This is a genomic window from Lentzea sp. HUAS12 (assembly GCF_024125735.1).
GTDB lineage: Bacteria > Actinomycetota > Actinomycetes > Mycobacteriales > Pseudonocardiaceae > Lentzea > Lentzea albida.
In genome coordinates this window covers 1,292,713-1,314,819 of record NZ_CP099738.1, presented here as the reverse complement: position 1 = coordinate 1,314,819, position 22,107 = coordinate 1,292,713, and the positions used below count along the sequence as shown (strand labels likewise).

25 protein-coding genes are annotated in these 22,107 nt (G+C 72.4%); 9 read left to right on the top strand and 16 right to left on the bottom strand.

The features are described 5' to 3' along the window. Nucleotide 1 precedes the first annotated feature (1 nt). On the top strand, nt 2-394 hold the full coding sequence (locus ND450_RS06025) for an ATP-binding protein (protein ID WP_253325160.1): 393 nt from the start codon (nt 2-4) through the stop codon (nt 392-394). A gap of 39 nt (nt 395-433) precedes the next feature. Here ND450_RS06025 and ND450_RS06020 read toward each other — a convergent pair whose 3' ends face one another. The 3 genes from ND450_RS06020 to ND450_RS06010 all read right to left on the bottom strand — a co-directional run bounded on the left by ND450_RS06020 (nt 434) and on the right by ND450_RS06010 (nt 2,785). After that, nucleotides 434-1,024, bottom strand: coding sequence for a hypothetical protein (locus ND450_RS06020; protein ID WP_253325159.1), 591 nt, complete (start codon nt 1,022-1,024; stop codon nt 434-436). A gap of 247 nt (nt 1,025-1,271) precedes the next feature. Further along, nucleotides 1,272-2,171: an SDR family NAD(P)-dependent oxidoreductase gene (locus tag ND450_RS06015; RefSeq protein ID WP_253325158.1), complete on the bottom strand. Its 900-nt coding sequence runs from the start codon at nt 2,169-2,171 to the stop codon at nt 1,272-1,274. Continuing rightward, nucleotides 2,168-2,785, bottom strand: coding sequence for an NAD(P)-dependent oxidoreductase (locus ND450_RS06010; protein ID WP_253325157.1), 618 nt, complete (start codon nt 2,783-2,785; stop codon nt 2,168-2,170). Before ND450_RS06010 ends, ND450_RS06015 begins: the two co-directional genes overlap by 4 nt. 79 nt (nt 2,786-2,864) lie before the next feature. On the opposite strand from ND450_RS06010, the gene ND450_RS06005 reads away from it, so the two are divergent. Beyond that, nucleotides 2,865-3,431 (top strand): TetR/AcrR family transcriptional regulator, encoded by a 567-nt coding sequence (locus ND450_RS06005; RefSeq protein WP_253325156.1) that lies wholly within the window; start codon nt 2,865-2,867, stop codon nt 3,429-3,431. On the opposite strand, the gene ND450_RS06000 is transcribed toward ND450_RS06005, so the two are convergent. Together ND450_RS06000 and ND450_RS05995 are read right to left on the bottom strand one after the other, a co-directional pair. Continuing rightward, nucleotides 3,347-3,631 carry a DoxX family protein gene (locus ND450_RS06000; RefSeq protein ID WP_253325155.1) on the bottom strand — a complete coding sequence of 95 codons (285 nt, stop codon included), beginning with the start codon at nt 3,629-3,631 and terminating at the stop codon, nt 3,347-3,349. The genes ND450_RS06005 and ND450_RS06000 overlap by 85 nt on opposite strands. Nucleotides 3,632-3,757: 126 nt before the next feature. Then, nucleotides 3,758-4,246 carry an epoxide hydrolase N-terminal domain-containing protein gene (locus ND450_RS05995; RefSeq protein ID WP_253325154.1) on the bottom strand — a complete coding sequence of 163 codons (489 nt, stop codon included), beginning with the start codon at nt 4,244-4,246 and terminating at the stop codon, nt 3,758-3,760. Between the two features lie 62 nt (nt 4,247-4,308). Here ND450_RS05995 and ND450_RS05990 point away from each other — a divergent pair, with 62 nt between their 5' ends. The 3 genes from ND450_RS05990 (at nt 4,309) to ND450_RS05980 (ending at nt 6,187) form a co-directional block, all read left to right on the top strand. Next, complete coding sequence (locus ND450_RS05990; protein ID WP_253325153.1) at nt 4,309-4,884, top strand: TetR/AcrR family transcriptional regulator; 576 nt, start codon at nt 4,309-4,311, stop codon at nt 4,882-4,884. 50 nt (nt 4,885-4,934) lie between these two features. Continuing rightward, nucleotides 4,935-5,255 carry a helix-turn-helix domain-containing protein gene (locus ND450_RS05985; RefSeq protein ID WP_253327867.1) on the top strand — a complete coding sequence of 107 codons (321 nt, stop codon included), beginning with the start codon at nt 4,935-4,937 and terminating at the stop codon, nt 5,253-5,255. 110 nt (nt 5,256-5,365) lie between these two features. Beyond that, nucleotides 5,366-6,187: an alpha/beta fold hydrolase gene (locus tag ND450_RS05980; RefSeq protein ID WP_253325152.1), complete on the top strand. Its 822-nt coding sequence runs from the start codon at nt 5,366-5,368 to the stop codon at nt 6,185-6,187. Here ND450_RS05980 and ND450_RS05975 read toward each other — a convergent pair. Continuing rightward, on the bottom strand, nt 6,132-7,067 hold the full coding sequence (locus ND450_RS05975) for a DMT family transporter (RefSeq protein ID WP_253325151.1): 936 nt from the start codon (nt 7,065-7,067) through the stop codon (nt 6,132-6,134). The two genes, ND450_RS05980 and ND450_RS05975, sit on opposite strands and share 56 nt — an antisense overlap. A 70-nt stretch (nt 7,068-7,137) precedes the next feature. Here ND450_RS05975 and ND450_RS05970 point away from each other — a divergent pair, with 70 nt between their 5' ends. After that, on the top strand, nt 7,138-8,013 hold the full coding sequence (locus ND450_RS05970) for a LysR family transcriptional regulator (protein ID WP_253325150.1): 876 nt from the start codon (nt 7,138-7,140) through the stop codon (nt 8,011-8,013). A 42-nt stretch (nt 8,014-8,055) separates the two neighbouring features. On the opposite strand, the gene ND450_RS05965 is transcribed toward ND450_RS05970, so the two are convergent. Next, complete coding sequence (locus ND450_RS05965; protein WP_253325149.1) at nt 8,056-8,193, bottom strand: hypothetical protein; 138 nt, start codon at nt 8,191-8,193, stop codon at nt 8,056-8,058. Nucleotides 8,194-8,446: 253 nt separating this feature from the next. Between ND450_RS05965 and ND450_RS05960 the strand changes: the two genes are divergently transcribed. Both ND450_RS05960 and ND450_RS05955 read left to right on the top strand, forming a co-directional pair. After that, entirely contained in the window at nt 8,447-9,571 is a 1,125-nt protein-coding gene (locus ND450_RS05960) for a helix-turn-helix domain-containing protein (protein ID WP_253325148.1), read from the top strand. A gap of 90 nt (nt 9,572-9,661) precedes the next feature. Next, complete coding sequence (locus ND450_RS05955; protein WP_253325147.1) at nt 9,662-10,015, top strand: hypothetical protein; 354 nt, start codon at nt 9,662-9,664, stop codon at nt 10,013-10,015. Between the two features lie 89 nt (nt 10,016-10,104). Here the strand turns inward: ND450_RS05955 and ND450_RS05950 are convergent, their stop codons facing one another. The 5 genes from ND450_RS05950 to ND450_RS05930 all read right to left on the bottom strand — a co-directional run bounded on the left by ND450_RS05950 (nt 10,105) and on the right by ND450_RS05930 (nt 14,503). Beyond that, nucleotides 10,105-11,349, bottom strand: coding sequence for a glutamate synthase-related protein (locus ND450_RS05950; protein WP_253325146.1), 1,245 nt, complete (start codon nt 11,347-11,349; stop codon nt 10,105-10,107). Continuing rightward, entirely contained in the window at nt 11,346-12,338 is a 993-nt protein-coding gene (locus ND450_RS05945; RefSeq protein WP_253325145.1) for an asparagine synthetase A, read from the bottom strand. Before ND450_RS05945 ends, ND450_RS05950 begins: the two co-directional genes overlap by 4 nt. A 25-nt stretch (nt 12,339-12,363) precedes the next feature. Beyond that, the gene (locus ND450_RS05940; protein WP_253325144.1) at nt 12,364-13,599 is read right to left on the bottom strand and encodes a methylaspartate mutase; all 1,236 of its coding nucleotides are present in this window, start codon (nt 13,597-13,599) and stop codon (nt 12,364-12,366) included. Then, nucleotides 13,596-14,033 (bottom strand): cobalamin B12-binding domain-containing protein, encoded by a 438-nt coding sequence (locus ND450_RS05935; RefSeq protein WP_253325143.1) that lies wholly within the window; start codon nt 14,031-14,033, stop codon nt 13,596-13,598. Before ND450_RS05935 ends, ND450_RS05940 begins: the two co-directional genes overlap by 4 nt. A gap of 104 nt (nt 14,034-14,137) precedes the next feature. Beyond that, nucleotides 14,138-14,503, bottom strand: a complete 366-nt coding sequence (locus ND450_RS05930) for a nuclear transport factor 2 family protein (RefSeq protein ID WP_089922762.1) — start codon at nt 14,501-14,503, stop codon at nt 14,138-14,140. A 147-nt stretch (nt 14,504-14,650) separates the two neighbouring features. Here ND450_RS05930 and ND450_RS05925 point away from each other — a divergent pair, with 147 nt between their 5' ends. Further along, a complete protein-coding gene (locus ND450_RS05925; RefSeq protein WP_253325142.1) occupies nt 14,651-17,482 on the top strand; it encodes a BTAD domain-containing putative transcriptional regulator in 2,832 nt (943 codons plus the stop codon). Nucleotides 17,483-17,590: 108 nt separating this feature from the next. Here ND450_RS05925 and ND450_RS05920 read toward each other — a convergent pair whose 3' ends face one another. From ND450_RS05920 to ND450_RS05905, 4 genes are all read right to left on the bottom strand, one after another. Continuing rightward, nucleotides 17,591-18,355, bottom strand: coding sequence for a thioesterase II family protein (locus tag ND450_RS05920; RefSeq protein ID WP_253325141.1), 765 nt, complete (start codon nt 18,353-18,355; stop codon nt 17,591-17,593). A 28-nt stretch (nt 18,356-18,383) separates the two neighbouring features. Next, entirely contained in the window at nt 18,384-19,298 is a 915-nt protein-coding gene (locus tag ND450_RS05915; RefSeq protein ID WP_253325140.1) for an IS982 family transposase, read from the bottom strand. A 63-nt stretch (nt 19,299-19,361) separates the two neighbouring features. After that, nucleotides 19,362-21,029: a non-ribosomal peptide synthetase gene (locus ND450_RS05910; RefSeq protein ID WP_253325139.1), complete on the bottom strand. Its 1,668-nt coding sequence runs from the start codon at nt 21,027-21,029 to the stop codon at nt 19,362-19,364. Continuing rightward, nucleotides 21,026-22,066 carry a TauD/TfdA family dioxygenase gene (locus ND450_RS05905; RefSeq protein WP_253325138.1) on the bottom strand — a complete coding sequence of 347 codons (1,041 nt, stop codon included), beginning with the start codon at nt 22,064-22,066 and terminating at the stop codon, nt 21,026-21,028. Before ND450_RS05905 ends, ND450_RS05910 begins: the two co-directional genes overlap by 4 nt. Nucleotides 22,067-22,107 lie beyond the last annotated feature (41 nt).

Here is a 22,107-nt window from a genome sequence, read left to right as displayed (position 1 = left end):
CATGGAGTCCAGCGACGAACCCCCTCCGCGACCGGACGTCGCCCTGGAGTTGCACGAACCCACGCCTCCCCTCGCCTCCCTGCGCCACCTGGTCTCCGAGGTCTTCGACGACCTGGCCGAGGAGTCGCTGGAGGACCTGCACCTCGTCGTCACCGAGCTGGTCAGCAACGCCTACGACCACGGCCTGCACCCCCGCCACCTCCGGCTCCGGCGCCTGCCCGCCCCCGCCCTGCTCCGCGTCGAGGTCGACGACGGGTCGTCGGACCGGCCGGTCCTCGGCCGGTCCCGGATCGACGACACGCGCGGGCGGGGGCTGATCATCGTGGACAAGATCGCCCGGGATTGGGGCGTCATCGGGCGCACGACCGGGAAGACCGTCTGGGCCGACCTGTAGTCGCCGGCGTGACGGGCGCGCCTGCAGGGCGCGAACCGGTCAGCAGGTGACGTTGACGGTCGCGCTCGCCTGGAACGACACGTGCACGTGGTCCATGTGGTTGGCCGTGGGGCTGCCGCGGTCCTCCATCGGCGTGAAGCCACTGCCGTCGTTGTAGCGCTGGCGCCAGATCACGTAGGTGACGCCGAACGCCTTGCGGTTGGCCAGCACGTAGTCGGCGAGGGCGTTGCCCGTGGCGGTGTCGACCATGAAATCGAGCGCCAGGCCGGTGGGGTGGTCGCCGGAGCCGGCCCGGCCGGTGGCGCCACCGATGTCGTCCACGCCGAACTTGCCTCCGACGTGGTGGCCCACCTGCGCCACGTGCGGCTTGACGCCGTTCAGGGTGGTCGGGCAGGGCGGTGGCGGGGGTGGTGGCGGCGGCGTGGTGGTCTCGGGGGTCGTCGTGGTCACCGGGGGCGGCGTCGTGGTCACCGGAGGCGGTGAGGACGACGGCGTGCTGGACGACGTCGCGGTGGACGACGGGGTCTGACCGGCGGAGTTCGACGTGGCGGCGAGGTTGGCGGCCGCTCCGGTGGGGTCGACCGGCTGATCGGAGGTGCGGACGACCCAGAAGGTCGCGACGAGGCCCACCGTGAGGGTGGCGGCGACCGCGATGGGGAGCTTCCGGCTTGGTTTCTCTTGCGTTCTATGTCGGCCCGGCATTCGGGAAACACCTTGCGTCGGGGACGGGGTCAGGTACGGCGGGCCATATTACGAAACGAACACGGAAGCGTCACAGCCGAGTGTTGACGGTCACATCTCCGCTGGTGAGCGCACCACTACGGGTGGTGACCGCCCTGCGGTCGCGCCTGGTCAGGCGGACGCGGCCGCAGGGTTCTCAGCCGGCGAAATGGCGGTGGCTCAACGAAAGGAGCTTCTGCCGCACGGCGGAATCGTGCGACACGGCCGGAGTGCTCGCCTCTTCGGCCCGCCGGAAGTAACGCCCGGTCACGCCGGCCAGGCCGGGGTCGGTGGCCAGCCGCAACGCGCTCGCCGCGCCTTCGGCCGGGGTGAGCAGGCCGCTTCGGATCAGCGTCCGCATCGGGCGGAGCAGCGGGGGCACCAGGTCGTCGACGATGCCGGTGGCGACGAGGCCCGGATGCAGGGCGTTGATGGTCACCCCGTCGGCGCTGAAGTCGGGTGCCAGGGCGTAGCCGGCGGTGACGGTCATGAGCTTGGCGCGCGCGTAGGCCTCGAACGGCACGAAACCGTCGGCGGGGTTGAGCTCGGCCAGGTCGTCGACGCCGGTGAGGTCCAGGGTCGCCGGTCTGGGCCTGCCCGGGAACTTGATCTGCCTGGTGTCGTTGAGGGTGTCGCTGGCGACGTTCACGACCCGCGCCCGGCCGCGGCGCAGCGGCGCTCTCAGCAGGGTGGTGAGGCCGTAGGCGGCCAGGTAGTCGAGCGCGACGTGCATCTCGATCCCGTCGGCGGAGAGGCGGCGCCCGGAGAAGTGGGCACCGGCGTTGTTGACCAGGAGGTGGACCCGGTCGTGCCTGGTCGCGACGGTCGTCGCCGCCGCGATCACGTCGGCACGGCGGGACAGGTCGGCCGCGACGACCTCGACCCTGTCCGCCGCCCGCGCTCCGACGCCCGCCCGGAGCGCCTCCGCCTTGGCGGGGTCGCGGGCGATGGCGACCACGTGTGCGCCGGCCCCGGCCAGTTCGGTGGCGATCACCTGCCCCATGCCGCCGGTCGCACCGGTGACGACGGCGACCTTGCCGGTCAGGTCGGCGTTCATCGCGCGATTCTCGGGAAGGCACGGGTGTACCGCGGGGTCTCGGCCTCGTCCAGCAGGAACGCGGCGAGGTCGGCTCGGCCGATGGAGCTCCACAACCGGATCGGCAGGTCGGTGCCGGTCCGGTACCGGCCGATCGCGTCGTGGTCCGCCAGCTTCGGCGGCCGGACGATCGTCCACCGCAGACCGGAGGCGGTGATGAGCGGCTCCATCGTCTCCTTGTCCCGCATGCGTTCCGCCACGTTCGCCCACACCGCCACGGAGTACAGCGACTTGTCGTGCGTCTCCAGCACCCCGTGTGCGCTGACGGCGATCAGACGGTCCACTTCGGCCGCCTTCATCGCGGCGACCGCGGACCGGATGCCGTCCGTGCAGACCGTCGTCGGTCCCCTGTCCGCTCCGCCCAGTGCGCTGATGACCACGTCCGCGCCCGGCAGAGCGCGGGCGAGGGCCGTCGTGTCGGCGACGTCGGGCCAGACCACCTCGTCGAGGTTCGCGGCCGGTGCGAGTGTTCCCGCGCGGCGAACCAGTGCGACCACGTGGTGCCCGCGCGCCAGTGCCGCGGACACCACCTGACGGCCGGTGGCGCCCGTCGCCCCGAGGACGGCCACCCTCATCTGTGATACAGATTGTCTCATAGCGAGAAGGATGCACGTCGATCCTACTTCGAGTCAAGTTGTCTCATAGACTCGTCCGGTGACCAGCGAGACGGACCCCCGGTACCTGCGCAGCCGGGAAGCGATCCTCAACGCCGCCCGCGAGCTGTTGCTGGAGAGCGGCCCGACGGCGGTGACGCACGCGCAGGTCGCCGAGCAGGCGGGCGTGGGACGCGCCACGGTCTACCGCCACTGGCCCCAGGTCGCACCGCTCCTGCTCGAGGCGATGGCCACCGTGCCCATGCCGTTCCTCGACTCACCGTCCACACCGAGCCGCGAGTGGCTGCGGCGGGAGCTGACGGCCATCGCGAACCAGCTGGAACTGGACGACGTGCGCGCGGTGTCGACCACTCTCGCCAACGCGGCCCTGTGGGACGAGACGATGAACGCCCGCCGCGCGCAGTTCGCGGGCATCCTCACCGACCGCCTGGCCGCCGCGCTCGACGACGCCCGGGCGCGCGGCGAACTCGTTCCCGCACTGCCGAGCCGGGATGCCGCCGCCATGACCATCGGGCCGCTGTTCTACCGCGCCACCATCGAACGCGCCCCCACCGGCGCCGCCCTGATCGAAGCCGCCATCGCCGCATTGGGCACCTGGTCGAGCTGATGGCCCCTCGCGCCCACAGCGGAAAGGACGAGCAGCAGTGCGTTCAGCCCCAGGCAGGCGAACTCACGACGCCTGGCGTGGCCGAACATCGCGCCGATCATGGTGACCACCAGCCCCGCGGCGACAAGGGGTACGAACACGGGAGCGATGCTGGTCACCGCGGGGAGGACCAGCCCGAGCGCTGCGAGCACTTCGAGCACGCCGGGCACCTTGATGCCCGCGCGGCCACGAGGAGAGCGGCCATCGACCAGAGGACAACGTTCATGACCCACCTTTGACTTCGGACGAGGTGCGGACTGCCGGGTGTTCGCGGACTCTGCGCGCACTCATCTCAAGCCGGAGAAGGTGGCGCGCACGTCGTGCACGAAGTGGCCGGGCCGCTCCCAGCCGGCGAAGTGGCCCCAGGCCGGTGTCCGTCCGAAGTGGACGATGTTGGGGAAGCGGCGTTCGGCCCAGCGGCGGGACTTCCGCATGACGTCCCCCGGTGCCATCGTGATGCCGGTCGGCAGGGTCAGCGGATGGTCCTCGGTGACCGCGCTGCCCAGGTCACCGCCCTGCGCGCCCCACCGCTCGTGCCCCAGGCGGGCCATGAAGACCTCCCAGGCCGCCGCGGTCCGGGTGATGCCCCAGCCCGGTTCGGCCGGTGCCGCGGAGAAGCCGAAATCGGGCAGCGTCGGCAAGCGGACGTGCGCGAAGTCGATGTCGAGCCCGTCGATCCGGGTGCGGGACGGGTTCCAGCCGTTGAGCATCCGCTCCGCGGCGCGCCAGTCGTGACGCGTCCGCCAGTGTTCGAGCAACGCACGCATGCTGTCCATGATTCCTTCACGGGCGGAATGAGTACGGATTCGTACACTTATCTGTACGGTACGGTACACATGTGCAGACGCGTGGAGAAGCACGTCAGGACGAGATCCTCGGCGTCGTCGCGGAGTTGATCGCCGAGGTCGGTTGGGAGGGACTGACGGCGGACGCCGTGGTCGCGCGCGCCCAGACCTCGAAGACGACGCTCTACCGGCACTGGCCGGGCGGCAGGATCGACCTGGTGACGGCGGCCCTGCGCCGGGCGGCCGACTGCGCGCCGGCCGCGGTGGGCGACGCGGGCAGTGTCGTAGGCGACCTGCGGGCGTGCCTCGACTCGATGGTGGACGTGCTGGTCGGCGTCCACGGCATCGCGTTGATCGAACTGCTCAACGCCGCGCGCCGGGACGACGAGCTCCGCGCGCAGATGCGCCGCCTCTTCGACGCCTCGTGCCAGGAGAACGCGGCCGCGTTGACGCGCAACGCCGCCGCGCGGGGCGTCCGGCTCGACGGGCGACTCGTCGAACGAGCGCTGGAGGTGGCGTTCGCCTGGGCGATGAGCCAGATCGTGTTCGACGCCGTCCCGCCGGACGCGGAAGCACGCCAGGAGTTCGCCGAGCACACCCTGCTGCGGCTGATCGAGGGCACGCCGTGAGCGCGGGAACCGGCCGCGGCGACCTCTTCAACCCCGCCTGCCCGACGAGGATGCTGCTCGACCGCATCGGCACGAAGTGGACGTCGATGGCCGTGAAGCTCCTCGCCGAGGCGGGCGAGGGCGAGATCCGGTTCGCGGAACTGCAGCGGCGCATGCCCGGCGTCTCGCAGAAGATGTTGTCCACGACGCTGCGCTCGCTGACCCGTGACGGCCTGGTCGCCCGCCGCGTCGAACCGACGGTCCCACCGAAGGTGCACTACCGCCTCACCGCGCTGGGTCACTCGCTGGAGCTCCGGCTCGCCGCCTTGCGGGACTGGGCGGAGGAGCACATCGCCGAGATCGACCAGGCCAACGCCGCGAGCACCGACTGAGCCGTTACCCCGGGGAAACCACCTGACGCGGAAGTGCCGTCTTCCGCCGCCTTCCTGGCGTTCCTATCGTTGCCGCACAACACGTGCAACGAGATCGGAAAGCGGAACTGATGGTGCTGCGAAGGATTCACACCAACGGCGTCGAGCTGAACGTCGCGGTGGAAGGCGAAGGACCGGTTCTCGTGCTGCTGCACGGTTTCCCGCACACCTGGCAGGTGTGGGAACCGATCGTCCCGGCACTGGCCGCGCACCGGAGGGTCGTCGCGCCCGACCTGCGCGGCCTGGGCGCCTCGGCCCGGCCGGAGAGCGGGTACGCGGCAGCCGACGTGGCGAACGACGTGGCCGGGCTGCTCGACGCGCTGGGGATCGCCGAGGCGGACGTCGCCGCCATCGACCTGGGCGTGCCACCGGCGTTCCTGCTCGCGGCCGGACATCCCGGCCGGGTGCGCCGGCTGGTGCTGATGGAGGCGCTCGTCGGCACGCTTCCCGGCGCCGAGGACTTCCTGCGCCACGGACCGCCGTGGTGGTTCGGCTTCCACTCCGTCCCCGGCCTGGCGGAATCGGTCCTGCTCGGGCACGAGGCCGAGTACCTCGACTTCTTCCTGCACGCCGGTACCGCGGGTGATGGCGTCACTCCGCGTTTCCGCGACGCGGTTCACGAGGCTTACAAGGGCCGTGCGGCAATGAAAGCGGCGTTCGAGCACTACCGCGCACTGCCCGAGAGCGCGCGCCAGATCGAGGAGGCCGTCCGCCGGAGGCGTCTGTCCGTGCCGACGCTGACGATCGGGGCGGCTCCGGTCGGCGACGCGACCTGTCGGCAGGTGGAGCTGGTCGGGGACGAGGTGCGGAACGTGCGGCTCGAAGGCTGCGGCCACATCATTCCGCAGCACCGGCCCGAAGAACTGCTTGCCGTGCTTCGGGACTTCCTGTGAGGGAAGCCCGATCCGGTGCCGGACTACGGGTGAGCAGGATGCCGCCGATCACCACGGCCCCACCGGCAAGGGTGTGCCAGCCGACCGGTTCGGCCAGCAGGAACGCCCCCAGCGCGGTCGACCACAACGGGGTCACGTACGTGACCGTGGCCGCGACCGTCGGCCCCGCCGCCCGGATCAGGTCCAGGTTGAGCACGTACGCGTAGCCCGTGCCGACCGCGCCCAACACCAGCAGCGCGAGCACGGCGGGCAGGCCGGGCCAGGACGGCGGTCCGGAAAGGACAGGGGCGGCGACCGTCAACTGGACGGTGGCGCAGGTGATCTGCACGGCGGACAACGCGCTGGCGCGATGGGGACCACCGGACAGGAAGCGCCTGGTGTAAGCGAATCCCGCGCCGTAACAGGTCGTGGCGGCCAGGCAGGCCAGACCGCCCACCAGCACGTCACCGTCCAGTCCGCGCCACACGCCGAGAAGCACCAGCACGCCCGCGAAACCGAGCAGCAGGCCCGCGAGCCGCGTGGTCGTCACCCGCTCCCCCGGCACGACCAGCAACGCGAACGCCAGCGTCGTCAGCGGCGTCGTCGCGTTCAGCACGCCCGCCAGCACCGAGTCCACTCTGGACTCCCCGAAGGCCAGGAGCGTGAACGGCACCGAGTTGAGCAGGACCGCGACCACCGTCGCATGTCCCCACGTGCGCGCATCGCGCGGTATCGCCGCCCTTTGCACCGCACAGATCGCCCACAGCGCCACAGCGCCGAACAGACAGCGCGCCAGCGCGACCTGCACGGACGGCACACCCGCGTCCACCGCCACCTTGATCAACGCGAAGCTGCTGCCCCAGATCGCCGACAACAGCACGAACTTCCCAGTCGTCCCCACGGCGCGAGCATCACCCCGGCGGGCATCATGAGTCCAACAAGTGGTGATCGAGTGAGCATGAGATGCACTCATGACGTTGAACTTCGCCCAGCTCAGGGCATTCCTCGCCGTGGTCGACGAGGGCGGGTTCGGCGCGGCCGCCGACGCGCTGGGCGTCACGCAGTCCGCGGTGTCGCACGCGGTCGCCTCGCTCGAGCGCACGCTGGGCCACCCCGTGCTGGCGCGGCGCGGGCGGAGCACCCCCACCGCGTTCGGGGAAGAGGTCCTGGCCCACGCCCGTGCCGCGGTGACCGCGTCGGCCGCGATCGCCGACCTGGCCGAGCGCCGGCGCGGTGGAGTTCGCGGCACGATCAGGCTCGCGGCGCCGCCGACCGTCTGCCAGGGCCTGCTGCCCGGCCTGCTGGCACGGTGGGCGACGGCGTTCCCGCAGGTGCGGATCAGGGTGTTCGAGGGCGAGGACGACGAGGTCGCGGAGTGGCTCGCCGGCGGCACGGTCGAGGCCGCGGTCCTGGTCGACCCGCAGCCGGGGCCGGGCGCACAGATCGGTCAGGACGCCTTCCACGCCCTGCTGCGCACCGACCACCCGCTCGCGGGCGAGTCGCGGATCAGCGTCGCGGACCTCGGCGACGACCCGTTCCTGCTGTCGCACGGGGGTTGCGAGCGGCACGTGCGGCAGGCCCACGCGGGTCATCCGTTCACGCCGCGGCACCGGGTGCGCGAGCTGGGCACGCTGCTCGCCATGGTGCGCGCGGGCATCGGCGTGTCGCTCGTGCCGGGGCTGGTGGCGTCGATGTTGCCGCCGGACCTGGTGATGCTGCCCCTGCGGGAACAGGTCGTGCGCACGCTCGTCCTCAGCGGCCCGGCCGGCCGCGAGTGGCACCCGGCCGTGACGGCCCTGGTGGACTCGGTGCGCGGCGCCGCGGCAGGGGAACCCGTCCGGCTTTAGCGCGAAGGCGGTACCAGTCCGTGGATCGGACGCAGAGCCGTCCTACTCCCAGGGGTTGCTGCCGGACACCGTGGTGGGGGTCGTGTCGGTCACGGCCTGGGCGGTGGTGGCGGCGACGGTCGTGAGAGCCGCGACGGCGAGGGTGACGGCGGCGATCCTGGCGATGACGGTGCGGACCATTTCGGGCTCCTCAGGAATTCGTTTCTCCGGCGATGGGACAAACGTTATGGGGCCCGCTAATCCCGGTACTATCACGCGGTTTATCTCGCCACTATCCCGAGGGCGATAACTCCACCAAACCGCCCATGAGCTGCGACGAAGCGCAACAGCAGCAGTGTTTTGCAGGCAGGATATGTGCCGGGATTGCCGCGTGATAGCGGGCGTGCCGACTATTGGCCCGACAAAATCATCCGCCTGAAACGAGGATGCCGAGATGGCCACTCCGCCCGCCTTGGACCCCGGACTCCCGCCCTTCGCCCTGCTCCTGCGCCGGCACCGCAGCCGGGTCGGGTTGACGCAGCGGGAGCTGGCCGACCTGTCGACCGTGAGCGTGCGGGCCATCCGGGATCTGGAGCAGGGACGGGCGTTGCGGCCGCGGCCGGACACCGTGCGGTTGATCGCCGAGGGGTTGCGGCTCGGCAGCCGGGCCCGGCACGACCTGGAGGTGGCGGCGGACCCGGACCGGCGCGCCGAGGTCGACTCCGCCGCCGCGGTGCCGCCCACCTCGCTGGCCGCGCAGGTCGGCCGGGACGTCGAGACCGGCGCGCTGGCCGCCGAACTGGCCGGCGGGTGCAGGCTCGCGACCGTCGTGGGCCTGCCCGGGGTGGGGAAGACGCGGTTCGCGGCCGCGGTCGCCGAGGTGCTGCACGCCCGGATGCCGGTGCTGTGGGCCGGGGCGGACAGCACGCCGTTGCGGGATGCGCGGCTCGCAGGGCTGGTGACGGCGTGGTCCACGGCCGTGCGGACGGGTGGGCGGGTCGACGACGACCTCGCCGAGGTGATCGGCGCCCGGTCCGCGCTGGTGGTGCTCGACGGGGTGGACGGGCCGGTCCGCGGGGACGGCGTGCTGCGGCTGCTCGCCGACTGCCCCGGGGTGCGGGTGCTGATCACCGCGCCGGCGCCGTGCGGGCTCGCCGGGGAGCGGGTGTTCCTGCTCTCGGGGCTGGAGCCCGCCGACGCGGCTCGGCTGCTGCTCGCCGAGCAGCACGGCCCGGTGGACGCGGTCGAGGTCGACCGGTTGTGCCAGGCGCTCGACGGGGTGCCCGCCGCGCTGGCCGCCGTGGGGTCGTGGCTGTCGGTCTACCCGCTGTCGGAGCTGGCCGCCACCGATCCGGCCTGCCTGCTGGACGACGTGCTCGTGCGCGCTCTCGCCGGCGCCGCGGCGCCCTACCGCCGGTTCCTGGAGGACCTGCCGCCTCGGTTCGGCCCGTCGGCCGACACCGGGCGCCTGCTGCGCGACCTCCTGCAGCGCGGGCTGGTGCGGCCCGTCGAGACCGGGACCGGGCGCAGCTTCACCGTGTCGCCGTTGATCCGCTCGGTGCTGGCGGCCACGCCCTGACTCGCCTCCGGTCTGCCGCAGCGACTGCCGAGCGAGCCGCGTCCGCCGTGGTGGACTGGGATCCGACGCCGAGTTCCGGGAGCGTGACCGATGGCCGCCATGACCGACAACGGTCCGATAGGGGCCGCGACGGTTCCCCCCGTGCACGCCTTCTTCGTCCCCACCGGCCCGGAGGTGCTCACCGTGTGGCCTCCCACGCCGCACGCCCGCAGGGCGGCGGCGTGGGCGCTGCGGGCGCTGGGATACGACCACCTGGGCGGGGTGGTCTGCCTGATCACCCCCTCCCCCGACGCCCGCGCGGAGTGCCTGGCGACCGCGCTCGCCGTCGCCGACGCCGCGGCCGGAGGACACCGGCCGCCGGGTCCGCTGCCGGACCTCGCCGTCCGCCTGCGGGCCGACCCGGTCCACCTGTGCGGCCTCAGCGCCGCCGCGGGACTGGCCTGAAACCACGTGCCCGCACCGGAACCACCGTCCGGTGAACAGAGGAACGGCCCGGCCCCGCGAAGGAGGCCGGGCCTTTCCTGATGACCGCGTTACCCCGCCACCATCGAACCCGCGGGCACCGACCACCCCGCCGGCGACCACAGGTCCTCAGTGGACAGTGCGGACGGGTGGTACTTGCCCAGCGAGCTGATGAGCAGGCGCAGTTCGAGGGTCATCGCCTCCACCAGACGCGTCAGGCCGGAACGCGGGTTCTCGTCGACCGCCAGCAGAGCCGCCCGGCCGAGGCCGGTGGCGGTGGCGCCGGCGGCGAGGCACTTCACGGCGCGCAGCCCTTCCCAGACGCGGCCCGACACCAGCAGGCAGCCGCGCGGGGAACCGATGCGGCGCAGGCACTCCGCCAGCGGGAGGCCGACGCCCGCCAGTGACGCCGTGGGGGCCCAGCCGCTGCCGCCCTCGGCGCCGTCCACGGTGACCGCGTCCGCGCCCGCCTGCCACGCCACGTCCGCCGCCGCGGCGACGTCACGTCCCGGCGGCAGCTTCACCCACACCCGTGCGCGCGGGTAGTTGTTGCGCATCAGGCGGACCTGCTGCCGGAGGATCTCCTCGGTGAACGTGCCGGGGCTCGCGCTGCGCAGCACCCGGTCTCCCAGCGGTTCCAGGGCGTACTGGCCGGCCAGGCGTTCCGCCGCGTCGCCGTCGACGACGGTCAGCCCGCCGAGCCCGGGTTTGGCGCCCTGACCGACCTTGAGCTCGAACCCCAGCCGCCCGGACTCGAGCAGCGACCGCGTCGCCGGGTCGCTGTAGACGCGGTTCCAGACCTCGGCGTCGGCGTCCTCCGTGCTCTGCTGCACCACGACCCCGCCCGCGCCGTCCGGGGCGTGGTCGGCGTAGGCGGAGATCCGTGCCAGCAGGGACCGTTCGCCGGTGTAGCCGTCGACCGGGACGACGTTCTCGCCGACGACCATCGGGATGCCCAGGGCCCCCGCCTGGGCCGCGGCGGCGATGCCCAGGTCGGTGCCCACCGCGCGGGTCGAGCCGAACGCCGACAGGTACAGCGGGAGGCGTGCGGTGAAACCACCGACGGTCGTCGCCAGGTCCACGTCGCCGTGCAAAGGCTCACGGGCCAGGTCGATGAGCTTCTCCAGCCGCAACGGCATGAACACCGGGGGCACCAGGCGGGCGGCGTCGAGGGCGTCGGCGGGCGCGGGCCCCACCGGTTCGCCCAGCAGCGCGCTGCCGTAGTCCGACAGCGACGGGAACGCCGCCGCGGCACCGGTGCGGGCACGCTCCCGGACGGCCTGTTCCGGAAACGTGCCGGCGCGCAACGCGGTCACGGGGACACCACGCCGGGAATCTTCGGGAACGCGCTCGCCTGCCAGACCGACTCCAGCCCGCACAGGTAGCGGACCAGGCGCTCCAGACCGATGCCGAAGCCCGCGCTGGACGGCACGCCCTCGCGCACCATCTTCAGGTACCACGCGTACTTCGCGGGGTTCTCGCCGGTTTCGCGCATCCTGGCGATGATCGCGGCGTACTCGTGTTCGCGCTCGCTGCCGCTGCACAGCTCGCCGTAGCCCTCGGGGGCCAGCAGGTCGAAGTTGAGCAGCCGTCCGGGGTTCGCCGGGTTCTCGCGGTCGTAGAAACCGCGCGAGCCCTTGGGGTAGTCGGTCAGGAAGAACGGCCTGCTGGACTTGGACGACAGCAGGGCCTCCCCCGTCCAGTCGATCTCGGCGTCGGGGTTCTGGTCGTGACCGAACCCGTGCAGGTCGGCGACCGCGGTGGCGTGGGTGCGGCGCTCGAAACCGCGGCCGGACAACAGGTCCGTGAAGGCGTCCGGGTCACGGCCCAGGACCCCGAGCTCGGCGGCGCAGTGCTCGACGACCCGGCGCACGACGTGCATCACGAGGTCCTCGGCCACCCGCGTCGCGTCGTCGCGGGAGGCACCGGCGACCTCGACGTCGATCTGGTGGAACTCCGCGAGGTGCCTGCTGGTCGAACTGGTCTCCAGCGGCTCCAGGCGCACGTTGGGGGCGATGCAGAAGATCCGGTCGAACGCGGTCAGCGACGCCTGCTTGTAGAGGATGGCGCTGGTCATCAACTTGTAGCGGTGGCCGTAGTAGTCGACGTCGACCTGCTTGGCCCCGCGCGCGCCGGGGTCGGTGACCGGGCCGATGACCGGGGGCAGCATCTCGGTGAAACCCCGCCCGCCCAGGTGTTCGCGGACGGCGTCGAGCACGCGGTGCTGCACGCGCAGCACCGCGCGGGTCGCCGGGGAGGTCAGGTGGGCGCGCGGATCCACCGGCGCCGGGGTGGTGGTGTCCATCGTGGTCACTCCTTGGGGACGGGGATCAGCCTCGGTCGAAGGTGCGCTCGACGTGGGTGAGCGAGCGCAGGAGCTCGTCGGCGGTGTGGTCGGCGGCGGGGACTGCGCGGCCGGCCGGCAGCGGCAGGGCGCCGGTGCGCGACCACTGCAGCCGCCCGTCGCCGTCCACGAACGCCCTGGTGCGGCCGGCGTTGTCCTGGTGCAGGCAGTAGGGCACGTCGAGGTACCCGCGCTCGACCGCGCGGACCAGGGCGATGCCGACGTCCGGTGCGAGGTCGAGCACGGCCTCCACGAGCGCGCGGGCCTCGGCGAGCACGCCAGTGTCCTCGACCTCGCCGCCCGGCAGGGCGCGTGCCGCCGCGGCCGCGGCGGTCACCAGGGCGGCGACGTTCTCGACGACGGTCGGGATGCGGTGCGCCTCCGCCGTCGTCTTGACGATCAGCCGCTCCGCCCCGGTGCGCACGGCCAGTTCCGCGGAGCGCTCCAGCAGAGCGGTCGCGCCGTGCGGGGTGCGCGGGAACACGCCCATGTACGTGTACAGCACGACGTGCCAGTCCACATCGGACAGATGTTCGGTGGCGAGGGTGCGCAGGGCGGCCACGGCCTCGGCGTCCTGGTCCGCGTCGGTCTGCTGGGCGTAGCTCAACGACATGCTGTCCACGCCGTGCTGGCGGAAGAACAGAGCCTCCAGCACGCTGATCGCCACCAGCAGGCTCGGCGGGCAGAGCTGGCCCATCATGCAGCCGCCGAACGACTCCAGGTGCGGCCGGGCGCCGCGTTCGCGGGCGTCGGAGAGCAGCAGGCAGGACTCGGCCCACGCGCGCACCGACTCGGCGACGGGAACGCGGCTGTAGGGCAGGCAGTACGACAGCGGCCCGCCCTCCGTCGCGTCCAGACCGGCGGCCAGCAGGGCCGCCACGATCTTCTGCGGGCACGCCGAGCCGTGGCGCACCTGCACCGGGAAGTCCGGTTCGCGCAGACCGTCCAGCACGGCCCTGGTCGTCTCGGGCGGGTGGGCGGCGATGGGATAGCCGTTGAGCTCGGCGCCGGTGTCCAGGGCCCTGCGCACCGCGCGGTGGTCCCCCACGCGCGTGAAGCTGTCGACCGTGATCGTGCCCGCCGCCCGCACCCCGGCTCCGCGCACCGCGGCGAGCCCCGCCCGCATCCGCGCCGGTCCGGCGACGCCCATCCTGGGCTGCACGACCAGTTCGCCCGCGGCGGCGGCGCGGGCGACGAACTCGCCGAACGAGCCACCGGTCACGACCGCACCCCCGCGGCGAGCCGGTCGACGTAGCGGCGGAAGGCCGGGATGGCGTCGCCGTCCTCGAACACCGCGTCGAACCCGGCGGCCAGCAGGGCCTCCGCGCGACCGCCCGCGCCGTCGACGCCGAGCTTGCCGCCGATCACGACCGGGGTGCTCGCGAGGCGTGCGCGCAGCGGTCCGATGACGCGCCGGGCGTCCTGGAAGCCGTGCCCGTTCACGCTGCTGATCACGACGAGGTCCGGTGCCGCCTGTCCGCACCGGGACGTCAGCATCCCGTCGGGGACGCACGCGCCCAGGTTGGTCACGCGGTGACCCATCTCCTCCAGCACCAGCTGCAGGTACACGAGGTTCCAGGTGTGCGCGTCGGAGGCGAGCCCGGAGACCACGATGTCGAGGCGGGCTGAGTCCGTCCGGGCGGCGTCCAACTCCATGGGGGCGAGCTCCCTTTGTCGCGCGGGTGTTTCCCTGTCCCGAACGTAGGAGCCGCGCCCGGCGCCTCCAGGCAGCGGCGACGGCAGCCTTCCGGCAGTTGGCGCTATCGGGAAGGCGGATCGAAGTAGTAGAAACGTCGGCTGCAGAGCAAAAGGCCCTCGTCCGACAGGGTCACCACGTCGGCGAACTCGGCCGGGTCGGGGCACTCCGCGTCCGGAGGAGGGGTGTAGCGGCCGACGACGACCACGGTGTCCTTGTCCGCCACCAGTTTGTGGATGTGGTGGCGGCCGCGCAGGGCCGGCAGGGCGGTCAGCAGCCCGACGGTGTGGTCGCGGCCGTGCCCCGCAGGCGCGTCACAGCGTTTGAGCTGCATGTCCGGATGCAGCAGGGAGGCGTACCCGTCCAGGTCCCCCGTGTCCAGGTAGTGGTAGGAGAGGCGGACGTGGTCGGCGCCTGCGGCGGTGCTCATGGCGGGTCTCCTCACGCGATGCGCCACAACCGTCCCGCCGCCGGGCAACCTGCCGATATCTTCCCGCTATCGCGGGGGCTTGTCCTCCTCCGTGATCATGTGCTTACTCTCGGGGCATCGCAGATCCGGAAAGGGTGGCCGCGCGCTATGTCCCCAGGGGGTTTCCGGGTTCTCGGCCCGGTGGAGGTCGACGGTCTCGGCGGCGCGGCGCGGATCCCGCCGGGCAGGCAGCAGGTGATCCTCGGGCTGCTGCTCGTGGAGGCGGGCCGGGTGGTGAGCACGGCGACGCTGGTCGACGCCCTGTGGGACGAGAACCCCCCGGACACCGCACGCACGCAGGTGCAGATCTGCGTCTCCCGGCTGCGCCGCACGCTCGACACCGCCGGCATGTCCGCGGTCATCGACACCCGCCCGCCGGGCTACCAGTTGCGCCTCAACGGGGACGCGCTGGACCTCGCCGAGTTCCTCACCCGCACCGCGGAGGCCCGCGTGCTGGCCAAGGAGGGCCGTGCCGCCGAGGCGGCCGCGCTGCTGCGGGAGGCCGCGGCGTTGTGGCGCGGGCCGTGCCTGGGCGGGGCTCCCAACCGATCGCTGCGCACCCGCGCGATGAGGCTGGACGAGGACCGGCTCACCTGCGTCGAGGACTACCTGGAACTCGAACTGGAACTGGGCCAGCACCACCAGCTCGTCGGGGAGGTCACGCGCCTGGTGCACGAGCACCCGTTGCGGGAACGGCCGCGCGCCCTGCTGATGCTCGCGCTGCACCGCTCCGGCAGGCAGGCCGAGGCCCTCGACACCTACCGCGCCGGCCGGACCCTGCTGGTCGAGGAACTGGGCCTGGAGCCCGGCGAACGGTTGCGGGAGCTGGAGGCGGCGATCCTCGCCGGCGAGACGCCGGCCAGGCCCCAGGCCGAGCCGGCTCCGAAGGCCGAAGAGGTCGTGCGCACGGCACGGCCGCGGCAGCTGCCCGCCGACACCGCCGACTTCGTCGGTGACGAGGACATGTTGCGGGGCGCGGAATCCGTCCTCGTCGGGGACGCCGGGCGGTCGGCCGTGGGGGTCGTCGTGATCACCGGACGGCCCGGCGTCGGCAAGAGCACCGTGGCCGCCCACCTGGCGCACCGGGTGGCGCAGGAGCACTTCCCCGACGGGCAGCTCTACTGCGACCTGCACGGCACCGGTTCCCCGTCCACCGTGGACGACGTGCTGGGCCGGTTCCTGCTGGCGCTGGGGATTCCCGGGCCGGTGATCCCCGACGGCGTCGACGCGAGGCTGGAGATGTACCGGACGCTGCTGGCCGACCGGCGGGTGCTGGTCGTGCTGGACGACGCGGCCACCGAGGGCCAGGTCCTGCCGCTGCTGCCGGGCAGCAGCACGTGCGCGGTGGTGGTGACCAGCCGCTCACGGCTGACCGGTCTGCCCGGCGCCCGCCAGATCGAGCTCGACGTCCTCGACACCGGCCAGTCGCTGCGCCTGCTGGGCCTGGTCGTCGGGGAGCACCGGGTGACCCGCGAGCCCGAGGCCGCCGAGGCGCTGGTGCGCACCGTCGGCGGACTGCCGCTGGCGTTGCGGATCATCGCGGCCCGCCTGGCCGCACGTCCACATTGGACGCTTGCGTCGATGGTGCTCCGGCTCGCCAGCGAACGGCACCGCCTCGACGAGCTCGCCCACGGCGAGCTGACCATCCGCGCCAGCCTCGCGCTGACCCACGACGGCCTCGACCGCCGCTCCCGCCTGCTGTTCGGGTTGCTGAGCCTCGCCGAGGGCCCCGCCGTCCCCGGCTGGGTCGCGGGCGCGGTCCTGGACGACGACCGGCCGTTCCCGTCGGACCTGCTCGAGCCGCTGGTGGACGTGCAGGTGCTCGACGTGGTCTCGGTGGAGCCGACGGGCGAGTTCCGCTACCGCTACCAGGACGTCCTGCGTCTGTTCGCGAGGGAGAAGGCGGCGGAGGAGATCCCCGCCGCCGACCGCGCCGCCGCCGTGTCCCGCCTGCTCGGCGGCTGGCTGGCCCTGGCCGAGCAGGCACACCGCGACATCTACGGCGGTGACTACACCGTGCTGCACGGAACCGCACCGCGCTGGCGTCCGCCGACGGCACAGGCCGATCCCCTGGAGTGGCTGGACGGCGAGCTGGAGAACCTGTGCGCGGCCGTTCACCAGGCGGCCACCGCGGGCCTCGACGAGCTGTGCTGGGACCTCGCGGTCACGTCGGTCACGCTGTTCGAGTCACGCGGCTACCTCGACGACTGGGAGCGAACCCACGCCGAGGCCCTGGCCGCCGTCCGCGCGGCGGGCAACAAACGCGGCACCGCGGCGGTCCTGAGCTCGCTGGGCACCCTGCACATCAACCGAGGCCGCCTCGACGCCTCCCGCGACGCGCTCCTCCCGGCCGTGGAGCTGTTCGAGGAGTTGGGCGACACGCACGGCCTGGCCCTGTGCCACCGCGACCTGGCGCTGATCGCCCGCAACACCGGCGACGACACCACCGCCCTGCGCCTGTACGACCGTTCGCTCGCCGGCTACACGTCGGTCGACGACGTGGTGGGCCGCGCGATCGTCCTGACCCAGCGCGCGTTCATCCTGGCGGGCGACGGCGAGATCGCCCGAGCCCGCACCGACCTCGCCGAGGCGATGGCGGTCCACGAGTCCGTGGGGTACACCGGGGGCGCCGCCCGCACGCTCAACCGCATCGGCCAGGTCCAGGCGATGGCGGGCGAGCACGCCGAGGCCGCCGCGACCATGCGGCGGGTGCTGGACATGGTGCGGGAGACCCGTGACGTCATCGGTGAGGGACAGCTGTTGCGGAACCTGGGTCAGGTGAGTGCGGCCGCAGGTCGTTATGGGGAGGCTCGGGCGTATTTGGAGGAGGCTCTGGCTGTTCGCGAGCGGATCCTGGACCACGGGGCCGCGTCGACGATTCGGGCGGAGTTGGCGGCGTTGCCGTTGCGGGAGGGGCACACGCTGGTGGCGGCGGGCTGACCACCGGGTGTGGCGGGAGAACAGGATGCTTTCCGAGGCGGGATGGCGCGATGGGATGCGGGGTGACGAAGCCTCGGCCCTGTCCCCCGCGCCCACCTCCCCCACCCGTCACACCCCGGCGGGAACCGGTTCCAGCGCCGGGATGTGCCGCGGCAGCGACCGCCACACCTCCTCGGTGTAGAAGTGCCCACCGGGCAACTCCACGTGCCGGTACTCCCCACCGGCCAGCGCCCGCCACTGCGCCGCCGTGTCCGCGACGATCACGTCGTCGTCGGCCCCCGTCAGCACCTGCAGCGGCACGCTCACCGCGGCCCCGTCGGTGTAGGCGAACGTGTCCCGCACCCGGATGTCGGCCCGCATCAGCTCCAGCGCCATCTCGCGCAGCTCCTCGTTGCCGAGGACGTAGTCGGCGAGCAGCCCGTTGACCGTCATCCACGAAAGCAGCCCGGCATCGGTGTCGCTTTGCGCGGGGAACATGTCGCGGGGCGTCAGGCCCCTGCTCGGCGCGTTGGCCGACGACACCACCAGGGCGTCCGGGCGGCGGCCGCCCAGGCGCTCGATCCTCGCGGCCACGTCGAACGCCATCCAGCCGCCCATGCTGTGTCCGAAGAGGACGTACGGGCGGGTCGCCGCGGCGAGCACGGCGGCAGTGGCGTCGGCCGCGAGGGCCTGCCAGTCCTCGGCGTGGTCCTCGAGGAACCTGCCGTCGCGGCCCGGGTAGCAGATCGCGGCGAGTTCCACGTCCGCCGGCAGGACGTCGGCCCAGGGCAGGTACGGGCCGGCGCCGCCGCCGCAGAACCCCAGGCACACCAGCGACCGCGTGGCCTCCGGCTTGCGGCGGGGTCGGACCACCACGTTGTCGATGTTGTCCACCAGTCCTCCTAGATGGTTGATTCCAAGGTCAGTGGTCGTAGGCGATCAGTGAGCGTTTGACGGGCTGGGCGGTGTGGTCGTTGTGCCAGATCGCGGCGGTCAGGGCGAGGATGCGTTGCAGGACTCGGACGATGACGCCGGCGGGTGTGCGTCCGCCGTGGCGTTCGAGGTCGAGCTGGCCTTTGAACGTCTGGTTGATCGACTCGATGGTCTGGCGCAGCGGCTTGAACAGTCGTGCGCCAGGCCGCGGGGCCTCGCCCTTGCGGGCCTGTCGTAACAGCACGATCCCGGCGGTGCGCAGGGCATGCTCGAAGTCGCGGCCGTAGTAGTGCTTGTCCGCGATCAGTGTCTGGCCTTGCCGGTCTGCGACCAGGTCCAGGTCTTCCTCGAGCATGCCCAGCAGAGTCTGCCGCTCGTCGGCTTTGGCGCCGGTCAGAGCGAACGCGATGGGCAGGCCGCCCAGGGTGCAGACCAGGTGCAGGCGTAGCCCCCAGAAGAACCGGGAGTGGCTGGAGCAGTAGCCGAACTGCGCCCACCCGGCAAGATCTGAGCGTTTCGAGGTCTCGCGGGAACGACCGCACTCGACCGGGGTGGAGTCGGCCAGCCACACGTCATCGGTCCACAACGTCGTGTCGACGGCCAGTAGCCGGATCATCGACCGGATCAGTGCCGCAGCGCGGCGCAGCCGCTTGTTGTAGCCGGGCTGCTGGGGCAGATAGCGGAACAGATGCCCCAGATGCGCTCGGGCATGCCGCAACCAGCGGGCCTCGGACGTGAAGCCCAGCAACGCCTGCATCACCGCGAGCGTGACGAGTTCGGCGTCGGTCAGCTGGGGCTTGATCCCGATCTTCGGCCGCCACGGCGCTAACCCCGGTGCCCCTGCCAGCAGATCATCAGTTCTCACATAGAGTGCGGTCGCGAGGGTGTCCACTTCATTCGTCACACAATGATCATGGACACCCTCGTCCCATGCCTGGATCCAGGCCTACCCCTTGGAATCAACCATCTAGACGCGCAGGGACTCGACGTGCCGGGCGAGGTCGGTCAGGCGGGGGTGGCGGTAGACGTCGCGGGTGGACATCTTGAGGCCGAAGGTCTTCTTCACCTTCGACACCACCCGCAGCGCGACCAGGGAGTGGCCGCCGAGGGCGAAGAAGTCGTCGTCGGCGTTGACCGAGTCGCGGCCGAGGACCTCGGCCCACACCTGGGCGATGAACTGCTCGAACTCGCCCTCCGGTGCGGTGCCCGACTGTGCGGGCGGTGCGGGCAGGGCGGCGGTGTCGAGCTTGCCGCCCGGGGTCAGCGGCAGCGCGGCGACCTCGACGAACGCGGCCGGCACCATGACCTCCGGCAGCGCTGCCGCGGCGTGCTCGCGCAGCCCCTCCGCGCCCGCGAGGCCCGACGGCACGTAGTAGGCGACGGGCTGGCCGCCCAGGTCGTCGCGGACGACGACCGCGGCCGCGGCGACGGCGGGTGAGGACCGCACGACGGTCTCGATCTCGCCCAGCTCCACCCGGTGGCCGCGGATCTTCACCTGGCGGTCGGCACGGCCGTGGAACTCCAGCAGGCCGTCCTCGGTGCGGCGCACCAGGTCGCCGGTGCGGTACATGCGCCCACCGGCCTCGCCGGAGGGGTCCGGCAGGAAGCGGGCACCGGTCAGGCCGGAGCGGCCGAGGTAGCCGTGGGTGACGCGCGGGCCCGCGACGTACAGTTCGCCGATCTCGCCGTCCGGAACCTCGCGCAGCTTCGCGTCGAGCACCAGGAGCCGGTTGCCGGGCAGCGCGTCACCGATGGTCGGGTGGTCGCCTTCGACGACGGCGACCGTCGTGTCGACGGTGCACTCGGTCGGGCCGTAGAGGTTGAACGCCTCCACGGTGGCGGCGGCGGCCAGTTCCCGCCACACCGGCACGCTGATCGGTTCGCCGCCGATGAACAGGCGCAGCCGCCTGCCGTCGGGGCGTCCGGGCAGCAGGTGCTCGCGCAGCATCTCCCAGTGCGTCGGCGTCATGTCCACATCGGTCACCCCGCACTCGTCGAGCCACGCGGCCAGCTTGGCGGGCTCGGTGCGGTGTGCGTCCTCCAGCACGACGATCGTGTCACCGCGGCAGATCCGGGCCCACTGCTGCACGGACGCGTCGAAGGACGCACTCGCGTTCCACGCGACGACAGAGGGTTCGGCCGAGTACACGGCCATCTGCTCCAGTCCGTCCACAAGGGACGCGACGCCGCCGCGGGTGGCCTGGACACCCTTGGGCAGCCCGGTGGAGCCGGAGGTGTAGATGACGTAGGCGGCGTCGTCGGCCGACACGGCCACGTCGCTGAACGCACCGGCGCCGACGACCAGGTCCTCCGGCGTCACGGTCGTGCGCACCGCGGCGTCGGACGTCATGTGCGCCAACCGGTCCGCCGGGTAGGCCGGGTCGAGCGGCACGTACGCCGCCCCGGCCCGCCACACCGCCAGCAGCGCGACGAGGAGTCCGTTGCCGCGCGGCACGCTCACGCCCACGCGGTCACCGCGGACCACTCCGCGCTCGACGAGCACGGCGGCCAGCGCGGCCGTGCGCGCCTCCAGTTCGGCGAACGTCAGCGCGCCGGCGGTGTCGCGCACGGCGATCCGCTCGGGCGCCGTCCGCACGACGTCGTGGAAGCAGGACAGCAGGTCTCGGCCCGTCATCGGCCCTCTCCGCTCATCGGGGTGGCCGACGGGGCGACGGTCGGCGCGCAGTCCAGCACGGAGACCGGCTCGCCCATGGCGACGACGATCTTGCGGTCGCCGCGGAACGGGTCGCGACCGTGCGTGGACAGGATGTTGTCGACCAGCAGCAGGCCACCGCGTTCCCAGCGCCGGCGGGTGGTGGCGGCGTCGTACGCGGCCTGGATGGTGGCGAGCTCCTCGCGGCTGAGCACCGTGCCGTCGCCGAAGGCGGTGTTGAACGGCAGGTCCTCGACGCCGAACTCGTCGACCAGCGCGTCGCGCAGCTCCTCGTCGAGCGCCCACTCGTTCCAGAACGCCATGTGGTTGAACCACACCTCGGCGCCGGTCACCGGGTGCGAGATGATCCCGGGACGCAGCTGCGTGGTGCGCAGGTGGCCGTCGGACTGCCACTGGCACGAGACCAGGTTCTCCGCGCCGTACGCCTCCACCTCCTCCTTCGTGGTGGCGGCGAACGCGGTCTGCCACGACGTGGAGATGTGCTCGGAGTAGCTGCGGTTGAGCAGCCAGCCGACCTTCCGCATCTTGGCGACCAGCTCCGCCGGCAGCGACGCGAGCACCTTGCGGCAGTCGGCCACCGGGGTCGCGCCGCCCTCCGGCGGGGCGATCAGGCAGGCGAACATGAGCAGGCCGGGGAACGTCAGCGTGTAGCTGTTCTCGTTGTGCATGTGGATCGGCTGCGCGGCGGGCAGGTCGGTCGACGAGAAGACGCCGTTGCCGAAGTCGCTGCGCGGGGTGGCCTTCTCGCGGTACGGCGTGCGCTCGGGCATGAGCGTGTCGCGCACGAGGCCGAAGTCGTCGACGTCGTGCACGGGCAGGCCGCGCACGTACAGCGCGGCGTGCTCGTGCAGCAGGCCGCGCAGGGCGTCGGCGTTGGCCCGCAACCACTCCGTGGCCTGCTCGATCGTGTGCACGTTCCCGGCGTCGACGGTGGCGGGCGCGCCGGGCTCGATCGTGACCACCAACGGCGCCGTTCCTGACAAAGCGGTGGGGCTCATCGCACTTTCCTCTCTGCTGGCGTGGTGCCGACGCTAGGGAG

What these genes read in the sequence shown, in the direction of transcription:
- ND450_RS06025 (WP_253325160.1), top strand. Translation starts at nt 2, where the DNA reads ATGGAGTCCAGCGACGAACCCCCTCCGCGACCGGACGTCGCCCTGGAG.
- ND450_RS06015 (WP_253325158.1), bottom strand. Translation starts at nt 2,171, where the DNA reads ATGAACGCCGACCTGACCGGCAAGGTCGCCGTCGTCACCGGTGCGACC.
- ND450_RS06010 (WP_253325157.1), bottom strand. Translation starts at nt 2,785, where the DNA reads ATGAGGGTGGCCGTCCTCGGGGCGACGGGCGCCACCGGCCGTCAGGTG.
- ND450_RS05995 (WP_253325154.1), bottom strand. Translation starts at nt 4,246, where the DNA reads ATGGACAGCATGCGTGCGTTGCTCGAACACTGGCGGACGCGTCACGAC.
- ND450_RS05985 (WP_253327867.1), top strand. Translation starts at nt 4,935, where the DNA reads ATGCTGCTCGACCGCATCGGCACGAAGTGGACGTCGATGGCCGTGAAG.
- ND450_RS05980 (WP_253325152.1), top strand. Translation starts at nt 5,366, where the DNA reads ATGGTGCTGCGAAGGATTCACACCAACGGCGTCGAGCTGAACGTCGCG.
- ND450_RS05970 (WP_253325150.1), top strand. Translation starts at nt 7,138, where the DNA reads ATGACGTTGAACTTCGCCCAGCTCAGGGCATTCCTCGCCGTGGTCGAC.
- ND450_RS05965 (WP_253325149.1), bottom strand. Translation starts at nt 8,193, where the DNA reads ATGGTCCGCACCGTCATCGCCAGGATCGCCGCCGTCACCCTCGCCGTC.
- ND450_RS05960 (WP_253325148.1), top strand. Translation starts at nt 8,447, where the DNA reads ATGGCCACTCCGCCCGCCTTGGACCCCGGACTCCCGCCCTTCGCCCTG.
- ND450_RS05955 (WP_253325147.1), top strand. Translation starts at nt 9,662, where the DNA reads ATGGCCGCCATGACCGACAACGGTCCGATAGGGGCCGCGACGGTTCCC.
- ND450_RS05945 (WP_253325145.1), bottom strand. Translation starts at nt 12,338, where the DNA reads ATGGACACCACCACCCCGGCGCCGGTGGATCCGCGCGCCCACCTGACC.
- ND450_RS05935 (WP_253325143.1), bottom strand. Translation starts at nt 14,033, where the DNA reads ATGGAGTTGGACGCCGCCCGGACGGACTCAGCCCGCCTCGACATCGTG.
- ND450_RS05930 (WP_089922762.1), bottom strand. Translation starts at nt 14,503, where the DNA reads ATGAGCACCGCCGCAGGCGCCGACCACGTCCGCCTCTCCTACCACTAC.
- ND450_RS05925 (WP_253325142.1), top strand. Translation starts at nt 14,651, where the DNA reads ATGTCCCCAGGGGGTTTCCGGGTTCTCGGCCCGGTGGAGGTCGACGGT.
- ND450_RS05910 (WP_253325139.1), bottom strand. Translation starts at nt 21,029, where the DNA reads ATGACGGGCCGAGACCTGCTGTCCTGCTTCCACGACGTCGTGCGGACG.
- ND450_RS05905 (WP_253325138.1), bottom strand. Translation starts at nt 22,066, where the DNA reads ATGAGCCCCACCGCTTTGTCAGGAACGGCGCCGTTGGTGGTCACGATC.